The sequence below is a fragment of the Pseudaestuariivita rosea genome (genome assembly GCF_017592335.1).
GTDB lineage: Bacteria > Pseudomonadota > Alphaproteobacteria > Rhodobacterales > Rhodobacteraceae > Parasulfitobacter > Parasulfitobacter rosea.
The window spans coordinates 25,070-32,791 of the sequence record NZ_JACNMP010000033.1; the positions used below are offsets into that span (position 1 = coordinate 25,070).

General features: G+C 51.2%; 11 protein-coding genes and 1 tRNA gene. 8 read left to right on the top strand and 4 right to left on the bottom strand.

Annotated features, from left to right (window positions below):
- Window positions 1-14 precede the first annotated feature (14 nt).
- The 6 genes from H7848_RS16500 to H7848_RS16525 all read left to right on the top strand — a co-directional run bounded on the left by H7848_RS16500 (window position 15) and on the right by H7848_RS16525 (window position 3,738).
- Window positions 15-293 carry a rod-binding protein gene (locus H7848_RS16500; RefSeq protein ID WP_419555521.1) on the top strand — a complete coding sequence of 93 codons (279 nt, stop codon included), beginning with the start codon at window positions 15-17 and terminating at the stop codon, window positions 291-293.
- The gene (locus H7848_RS16505) at window positions 274-633 is read left to right on the top strand and encodes a hypothetical protein (protein ID WP_208353683.1); all 360 of its coding nucleotides are present in this window, start codon (window positions 274-276) and stop codon (window positions 631-633) included. The genes H7848_RS16500 and H7848_RS16505 overlap by 20 nt, the downstream gene beginning before the upstream one ends.
- A gap of 195 nt (window positions 634-828) precedes the next feature.
- Complete coding sequence (locus H7848_RS16510) at window positions 829-2,079, top strand: flagellin (protein ID WP_208353685.1); 1,251 nt, start codon at window positions 829-831, stop codon at window positions 2,077-2,079.
- 83 nt (window positions 2,080-2,162) lie between these two features.
- Window positions 2,163-2,540 (top strand): flagellar biosynthesis regulator FlaF, encoded by a 378-nt coding sequence (gene flaF, locus H7848_RS16515; protein WP_208353687.1) that lies wholly within the window; start codon window positions 2,163-2,165, stop codon window positions 2,538-2,540.
- The gene (gene flbT / locus H7848_RS16520) at window positions 2,537-2,941 is read left to right on the top strand and encodes a flagellar biosynthesis repressor FlbT (RefSeq protein WP_208353689.1); all 405 of its coding nucleotides are present in this window, start codon (window positions 2,537-2,539) and stop codon (window positions 2,939-2,941) included. Before flaF ends, flbT begins: the two co-directional genes overlap by 4 nt.
- The gene (locus H7848_RS16525; protein WP_208353692.1) at window positions 2,938-3,738 is read left to right on the top strand and encodes a DUF1217 domain-containing protein; all 801 of its coding nucleotides are present in this window, start codon (window positions 2,938-2,940) and stop codon (window positions 3,736-3,738) included. The genes flbT and H7848_RS16525 overlap by 4 nt, the downstream gene beginning before the upstream one ends.
- A gap of 4 nt (window positions 3,739-3,742) precedes the next feature.
- Here H7848_RS16525 and H7848_RS16530 read toward each other — a convergent pair whose 3' ends face one another.
- A complete protein-coding gene (locus H7848_RS16530; RefSeq protein ID WP_208353695.1) occupies window positions 3,743-4,252 on the bottom strand; it encodes an SH3 domain-containing protein in 510 nt (169 codons plus the stop codon).
- Between the two features lie 82 nt (window positions 4,253-4,334).
- Between H7848_RS16530 and H7848_RS16535 the strand changes: the two genes are divergently transcribed.
- Window positions 4,335-5,321: a 2-hydroxyacid dehydrogenase gene (locus tag H7848_RS16535; RefSeq protein WP_208353698.1), complete on the top strand. Its 987-nt coding sequence runs from the start codon at window positions 4,335-4,337 to the stop codon at window positions 5,319-5,321.
- Here H7848_RS16535 and trmB read toward each other — a convergent pair.
- The 3 genes from trmB to rlmB form a co-directional block, all read right to left on the bottom strand.
- Window positions 5,318-6,037 carry a tRNA (guanine(46)-N(7))-methyltransferase TrmB gene (trmB, locus tag H7848_RS16540; protein WP_208353701.1) on the bottom strand — a complete coding sequence of 240 codons (720 nt, stop codon included), beginning with the start codon at window positions 6,035-6,037 and terminating at the stop codon, window positions 5,318-5,320. The two genes, H7848_RS16535 and trmB, sit on opposite strands and share 4 nt — an antisense overlap.
- A gap of 211 nt (window positions 6,038-6,248) precedes the next feature.
- Window positions 6,249-6,542 carry a hypothetical protein gene (locus tag H7848_RS16545; RefSeq protein ID WP_208353704.1) on the bottom strand — a complete coding sequence of 98 codons (294 nt, stop codon included), beginning with the start codon at window positions 6,540-6,542 and terminating at the stop codon, window positions 6,249-6,251.
- Window positions 6,542-7,327: a 23S rRNA (guanosine(2251)-2'-O)-methyltransferase RlmB gene (gene rlmB, locus H7848_RS16550; RefSeq protein ID WP_208353707.1), complete on the bottom strand. Its 786-nt coding sequence runs from the start codon at window positions 7,325-7,327 to the stop codon at window positions 6,542-6,544. The genes H7848_RS16545 and rlmB overlap by 1 nt, the downstream gene beginning before the upstream one ends.
- Window positions 7,328-7,429: 102 nt before the next feature.
- Between rlmB and H7848_RS16555 the strand changes: the two genes are divergently transcribed.
- Window positions 7,430-7,513: transfer RNA gene (locus H7848_RS16555), tRNA-Tyr, on the top strand.
- Window positions 7,514-7,722: the final 209 nt, after the last annotated feature.

Here is a 7,722-nt window from a genome sequence, read left to right on the forward strand (position 1 = left end):
TGCGGATGAAAGAAATGCAAGCAGTCGGCCTTCCCCCGCAAACGACACAGCACAATCAGCGACTTAAGGAAGTGGCCGCACAGATGGAAACCGCATTTCTTTCTGAAATGTTGAAATCAGCAGGCTTGGGCACATCGCGCGAAACGCTTGGCGGTGGAGCAGGCGAAGATCAGTTTCAGTCATTTCTACGTCAGGCTCAGGCTGAACAGATGGTCAAATCCGGCGGTATCGGTTTGTCTGAAGCAATTTTTGAAAGTCTGAAGCAAAAGGTAGATGAAAATGACCCAACATAGTGAACTACTACAAGAAATCGAGAATCTGCTGGATTTTGAACATCGGATTATGATTGAAGGTGATCTTGGCAAATTGTCAGTCGTTGTTGAGCGTAAGGAAAAACTTCTGCAGGAACTGATGCAGCAGAACAACCTAGGCCAAGATTATCTTTCTATATTACGTAAAAAAGCACAACAAAATCAGATGCTGGTTGGTTCGGTCCGCGCAGGCATTGATGCAGCTATGAAAAGATTGCAGGCACTGCAAAAAGCCCAAGACCCATTAACTGTCTATGATCCGTCAGGAAAAACAAGTGATCTTCAAAAAATTGCTAAGAAATCGTTGGAGCGACGCGCGTGATGTACAGAATTTATTTAAAATGCTTCGAATGATCCTTGGTGGTCATTAGGAAAGCCTTAGGCATTTTCGCCCCACAGTGCCCACATGCCCAGAAGGGTGAGGCGGCCAAAACACCGCATCCGTCAGAATGACACCAAACACCGCTTTCAGCGGCATATCAATTCGGCGCAAAGCGCCAAGTAATGAGGGCCTATAATGTCCAGTATTCTGACCAACAACGGCGCAATGGTTGCGCTGCAAACTCTGAAATCCATCAACAACGATCTGGCAAAAACACAATCGGTTATCTCGACCGGTAAAGATGTTGCCAACGCCAAAGACAACGCAGCCGTCTGGGCAATTTCGAAAGTCATGGAATCCGACGTCAAAGGTTTCCAGGCCATTTCCGAAAGCCTGTCCTTGGGTGAGTCGACCGTAACTGTTGCGCGTGAAGCGTCAGAGCAGATCACCGACATCCTGACCAATATGAAAGAGCAGATTGTTGCGTCGCAGGGCAAAAACGTCGACAGAACAAAACTGCAAACTGAAATCGAAGCAAGCATCAGCCAGGTTGAATCGATTGCTGGCGCTGCTCAGTTCAACGGCTTGAACCTGCTGACATCAGGTGATGATGTTGAAATTCTGTCTTCGCTGGACCGTAGTGGCTCAAACGCTCCGACACCATCTTACATCAATGTTGAGCGTCAGGATCTGTCACTTGCATCTAGCGGTGGTACTGCGGCGACATTTGGCACCACAGCGGTCACTGACACCTCAATCATCAGCAATGGCGGCGGTAATGCGGGTACGGCTGCATCGGTTGCTGCATCTGGAACGCAAGTTGTCGCAATTGAAAGCGTCGCAGATGGAAACAGCTATCGTATCACGCTTAACGATACAGCCACAGGCGGCAACGACACGCTGGGTGAAAGATCGTTTGAGTATGTAGCGAACGCAGATGATAGTGCTGCATCTGTGGCGGCTGAACTGACAAACCAGATTTCAAACTTCTTTTCTGTCACGGGCGAAGCGAACTATTCGATCTCTCGCGATGGCGATGAAATCACACTTACCAATAATGGTACCGGTACAGTCAGTTTGAACGCGGAATCAGCAACCGGCGGTACAGCAGGTGTTTCCGCTGGCGGTCTCGGTGATCTGAATGATATCGACGTTACGTCCGATGAAGGTGCGGCAGCTGCGCTGACATCTTTGGAAGGTCTGATTGACCGGTCTATCGACGCGGCGGCTTCGTTTGGTTCGGTTCAACAGCGTATCGAAACTCAGGCTGATTTCGTTGGCAAACTGACCGACAGTCTGAAATCTGGTATTGGTTCGCTGGTTGACGCCGACATGGAAGAAGCCTCGGCCCGTTTGCAGGCCCTTCAGGTTCAGCAGCAGCTTGGTGTTCAGGCGCTGTCGATTGCCAACCAGGCACCTCAGTCGATCCTGTCACTCTTCCGTTAAGATGATGACATCCGGGGCGATTTTAATCATCGCCCCGGGCATTCCCAAGATCCTCAGCAGAATGTCAAACGGAAGGACTTGACGTGAACGCATTCCAACAGGCGCAATCTGCATATTCATCGGTTGCCGCACCTATACGCACACATCGCAGCACTGAGTACGACGCATTCGCAAAAGTCACGCGTCAACTCAAACTGGCCGCATCAGGACATAAGAAATCTGTTCATGAACTGGCTCAAGCAATACACGACAACCGCCGTCTTTGGACACTTTTAGCTGTTGACGTTGCAGATGATGACAACGGTTTGTCGCCCGAATTGCGCGCAAACATTTTTTATCTGGCCGAGTTTACTCAGTTACATAGTCGCAAGGTACTCAAAGGCGAGGCAAGCGTTGACGCTTTGATTGAAATCAATGCATCCGTTATGCGTGGACTACGCCAGAGAGAAGGTGCGCTATGAGTGGTTTGGTTTTGAAACTTAGCCCGGGCGAGCGCGTTTTGATAAATGGTGCAGTCATCGAAAATGGTGACCGCCGAAGCAAACTGTCGGTCGTTACCCCAAATGCGAATATACTACGCCTGCGCGATGCGATACATCCCGAAGAAGCCAAAACACCGGTGAGGCGCGTATGTTACATTGCACAACTTGTGCTGTCCGGTGATGTAGATCCATCCGAAGCAAGGACACAGCTGCTAAATGGAATTGAGCAGCTTAGCCAGGTCATGACCGACTATGACAGCAACAATAAACTAGATCATGCAACCCAGGCTGTCTTGGCGGGGCAATATTATCAGTGCCTAAAAGCATTACGCGGCCTTTTGCCACGAGAAGATCGTCTATTCGCGGTCTGTCCGTCATGAGCTTTACACCCGTTTTGCCATTCAGCGGATATTCCGGCTGGCTTTTTCTAGAGCGGACTTTGGAGACGCAGAAAAACAGCTTTGTTCAATCTCCTACGATTGAGCGGAATACAAAGCACTTTGCCGAGAACATCTCGTCCATAACAACGGCCGAAGAACTGATGGCCGACCGACAAATGCTTGAAGTGGCCTTGGGTGCTTTTGGTTTGGATGAAGACATAAATAACAGCTTCTTTATCCAGAAGATACTGGAAGACGGTACCAGTGCAGACGACGCGCTGGCACGGCGACTGGCTGACAAAAGATATGCCGAGTTCTCGGACGCTTTTGGCTTTGGATCAGCCACTAGCCCCAAAACACAACAACCTGGTTTTGCTGATCAAATGCTTGAAAAGTATCAGGCAAAACAGTTTGAAATTGCTGTAGGCGAACAAAACGAGGATATGCGTTTGGCCCTCAATGCCGAGCGTGAGATCGAAGCCTTGGCGTCTGACAGGGTTTCAAACGATGCCAAGTGGTTCAAGATCATGGGCAGCCCACCTTTGCGAACTGTTTTCGAGACGGCTTTGGGACTGCCATCATCGTTTTCGCAGCTTGATTTGGACCAACAACTAGAAAGCCTGAAAGACAAAAGTGAACAACGGTTCGGCACCAGTGAAATCGCGGATTTTGCAGACAAAACTGTTACGGACGATCTGGTCCGGCAGTTTTTGGTAATGTCTGAAATTAATGCGACGCGAAACTCAACATCGTCCGGCGCGATTGCGCTGACGCTGTTACAAGCCGCTTCAGCCTAGAAAGCTAGTTCCGCAGTTCGTCTGGTTCCACGCCCCAAAGGGATGATCTTGGCGCCCATCCACGGTGGCCGGACGCGGAAAGTTGGCACCAAATTTCGTCGCATTTTCCCAGCTGCGCAATAACACCAAATTCAAGTTGTGCGACCACTTGCGATCCGTCATTTGGTCGTGCCTTTAACTCGATGAGATCCTGTTCGACAAAAACAGTGCGATTACCAGACAAAAGCGTGTAATGCATCCAGCCCCCTGCCCCGTCACGATCTTCGACCCGACGCCAATGACCGTGTTCGGCCACGATACGCAAAGGCATATCGCGCCGCTTGAAAACCCAATCAATACGATGTGTCATGGATGGTCCGCGCCTGACATTGCCCTCGGCTGCCTTAAGCGACACATATCGCGGCAAAGGCAAGTTAGTTACCGGCCCGCGATCCGCAATAGCTGTTCCGGTCAAAAAGAAAACAAGTGCAAATACTTGCAACGCCCGCTTGTGTATCACAATAGTTCTGCTCATCCTTGGTGTTAGATCATGCACCCTTATCTTTAGAACGATACTGCCATGAGAACTTGAGCTAGAAAAGTCGAGGAAGCGAACTATGCCTGCTGAACGTCTGAGTGTTGTTGTAACGCGACGGTTACCCGAAAGCGTCGAAACCCGTCTGGCTGAGTTATTTGACGTTCAGGTGCGCTCGGACGATACGCCGATGAACCGTGATGAACTAATTACGGCCATGAAAAATGCTGATGTGCTGGTTCCCACAATCACAGACAAATTGGATGCGTCGACAATCGCCCAAGCTGGACCAAAACTGAAACTAATTGCAAACTATGGTGCAGGTGTTGACCACATCGACATACATACGGCCCGCCAACGCGGGGTGCTGGTTTCAAACACACCCGACGTCGTCACGGATGATACCGCGGATATGGCCATTGCCCTGATACTTGCGGTGACCCGACGTATCCCGGAAGGCTTGGCAATGATGCAATCGTCTGACTGGTCCGGATGGGCGCCCACCGCATTTCTGGGTGGACGGCTAAGTGGCAGGCGGCTTGGAATTCTGGGGATGGGTCGCATTGGGCAAGCAGTGGCCGAACGGGCAAAAGCATTCGGCCTGCAAATTCATTACCACAATCGCACCAGATTACGCCCTGAAATAGAGGCGCAGTTCGAAGCCACCTATTGGGAAAGTCTTGATCAGATGGTCAGCCGCATGGATATCCTGTCGATCAACTGCCCCCACACACCGTCGACATTTCACCTGATCAATGCCCGGCGCCTGCAGCTTATGAAGCCGACAGCCGTTCTGGTGAACACGTCGCGCGGCGAAGTGGTCGATGAAAACGCACTGACCCGCATGCTGCGGTCCGGACAAATCGCGGGTGCGGGTCTGGATGTCTTTGAACATGGCCACATCGTGAACCCCCGCTTGCGGGAACTAAAGAACGTCGTACTGCTGCCCCACATGGGATCGGCCACGCAAGAAGGCCGGGTTGAGATGGGCGAAAAGGTCATCATCAACATCAAGACATTCGAAGATGGTCACAGACCCCCCGACTTGGTTCTGCCATCGATGCTTTAATCCGACCTGCGCTGAAATGTCAGATAATGTGGCCTTCGCCCTTCTCGAAGGGCCTTTTGCTCATACCGGGTTGAATACCAATCCGGCCAGGGCGTTTTCCAATCACGCGCATGATCTGCACACCAATCGAAGCCATGTTTTGGCACCTGCTCAAGGGTTTGCCGAACGTAGTCCGGAATGTCCGTCGCAATACGAAGTTCAGCCCCCGCTTTCATAACGCGCGCTAAGGGCTCAAGGTACTCTGGCGTCACAAATCTGCGCCGATGGTGGCGTGCCTTTGGCCAGGGGTCCGGATACAATAAAAAGACTTTTGTGATCGACTGCACAGGCAGTACGTCAAAAAGATCACGAACGTCGCCCGCATGAATTCGAAGATTTGTAACAGCGCAGCCCCGTATCTTTCCCAACAACATGGCGACGCCGTTAATATAGGGCTCGCACCCGATCATCCCGACATCGGGATTTGACGATGCCTGATGGACAAGATGTTCGCCGCCACCAAAGCCGATCTCTAACCAGATATCCGCGTCATCAAACAGCGACCTAAGATCCAGATCATGGCGATCAGGATTTGTGCCCCAATCAACTGGTCCCGGTGAAAGATGCGCCAGATCCTGATCCAAATAGTCCTGTTGCCGGTCCCGAAGCCCCTTGCCTTTGAACCTGCCATAGAAATTGCGCCATGGCGCACCCGAAGGATGTTTGCGATCAGTCATGGCCGGTCTGGTACAATGTCTGACCTGACATCGCAATTGGCAGAAAAAAGCGCCCGAGAATGCTCGGGCGCCAGTCACGGAACGAGGGACAGTGAAGTAAAGCACAAGGGTTCCGAACTTGTGCTTCTGTTAAAAGAACATAGGCGTATCGTTCTCCTGTTAAAGAGAATGTAATATACCTGTGAACAGAGTGTTAACGCAGCGTACGCTGCTAGTCGAAAATATCTTCGACGATATCGAAGGCCTCATCCAGAATGCGAGAGGCCAGACTTTTCCTCTTTTTCTTACGGCGGCGGGGCTGTTCCCAATTATTCTTAGCATACTTGCGTGGATGCGCGGGTTGGGGCTTCATTTTCTTGCCTTGATGCCCCATTGGCATAATTTTCAGATCGTGCAGTGGCGCCCCACAAGCCGAACACGCCAGTTCGTGCCTTTCACGTCCTTTCAGCACCAAAGCGGCCTTGGTGCCGCAATAACAACATTTGACAACTTTTGTGGTCGGCATCAAATTTCCTTTCGTAAACTTGCATATAGGGCCACAGCCGCTGCATTTGAAACGTTCAAGGATCCAAAATTTCCGTGTGCGCTAATTCGCACCAATTTATCCACGGTTTCCTTGGTGCGCTGCCGTAGCCCTGGCCCTTCGGCACCAAGCACCAGTCCAATCGGACGATCAATAATCTGACCCGTTGCGTGTTCGATCGTCTGGTCCGCTTCACCATCCAACCCGAAAATCGTATATCCAATCGCCTGAAGTTTCTCGATTGTCTCTGCCAGATTACGAAGCCGTAAATACGGTTGTCGTTCCAGTGCGCCGCTGGCTGTTTTCGCCAATGCGCCGGTCTCTGGGGCCGAATGTCGCAGGGTGCCAATAACCGCAAGTGCCCCGAAAACCTCGGCAGATCGCAAAATCGCGCCCACATTATGCGGATCCGTCACGCGATCCAGCAGGATGATACGCGGCGGTGATCCGTCGTCGCCGATTACAACATCTTCAAGCCGCCCCCAGTTCAGTGGCTTGACTTCAAGTGCGGCCCCCTGATGAACCGACTGAGGATCCAGTGGCGCGTTAAACTTTCGCGGATCAACAATTTCTGGCGTCATATCAGAGCTATGAATAGCATCCGCCAAACGATCCGCCGCATTCCGCGTTACAATAAGCCGCAGTTTTTCACGTTTGGGATTCAGCAATGCATCGCGAACAGCATGCAGACCGAACAACCACACCGTTTCAGCGGCCGCGGCCCGCTTGGAACGTTCTTTTTCAACAACCCATTTGGGCTTTTTCATCACATCATCCCTTTCCCACCTTCCTGCGCACAGGTTGGCTTAAGTGCAAGGCATTTTCCTGTTGACGATACAAGACCTGAGCGGTATCCAGCGCTCCAGTTTGGGCGACAGGCCGCAAGGTGTGGCAGGGGACTGTAACTCCCTCGCGGAGACGCACGCCTGGTTCGATTCCAGGGTCGCCCACCAAATCTTAAAAAAATACAATAAAATCAATAGTGTAGTGCGCCGCAATCACTCCGTTAGTTAGATAGTAAACATATCAATAGGTTAGAACGAATGTGTCCCGCAAAAATCAGCATATGTTAGAGTTGGCCCGACAAATCTGAACAGTTGAGTTAGGTGGATTTTTTGCTCTTGATGCGGCAGCGTGGCGGGACGAAGGAGCGAAAATGGCA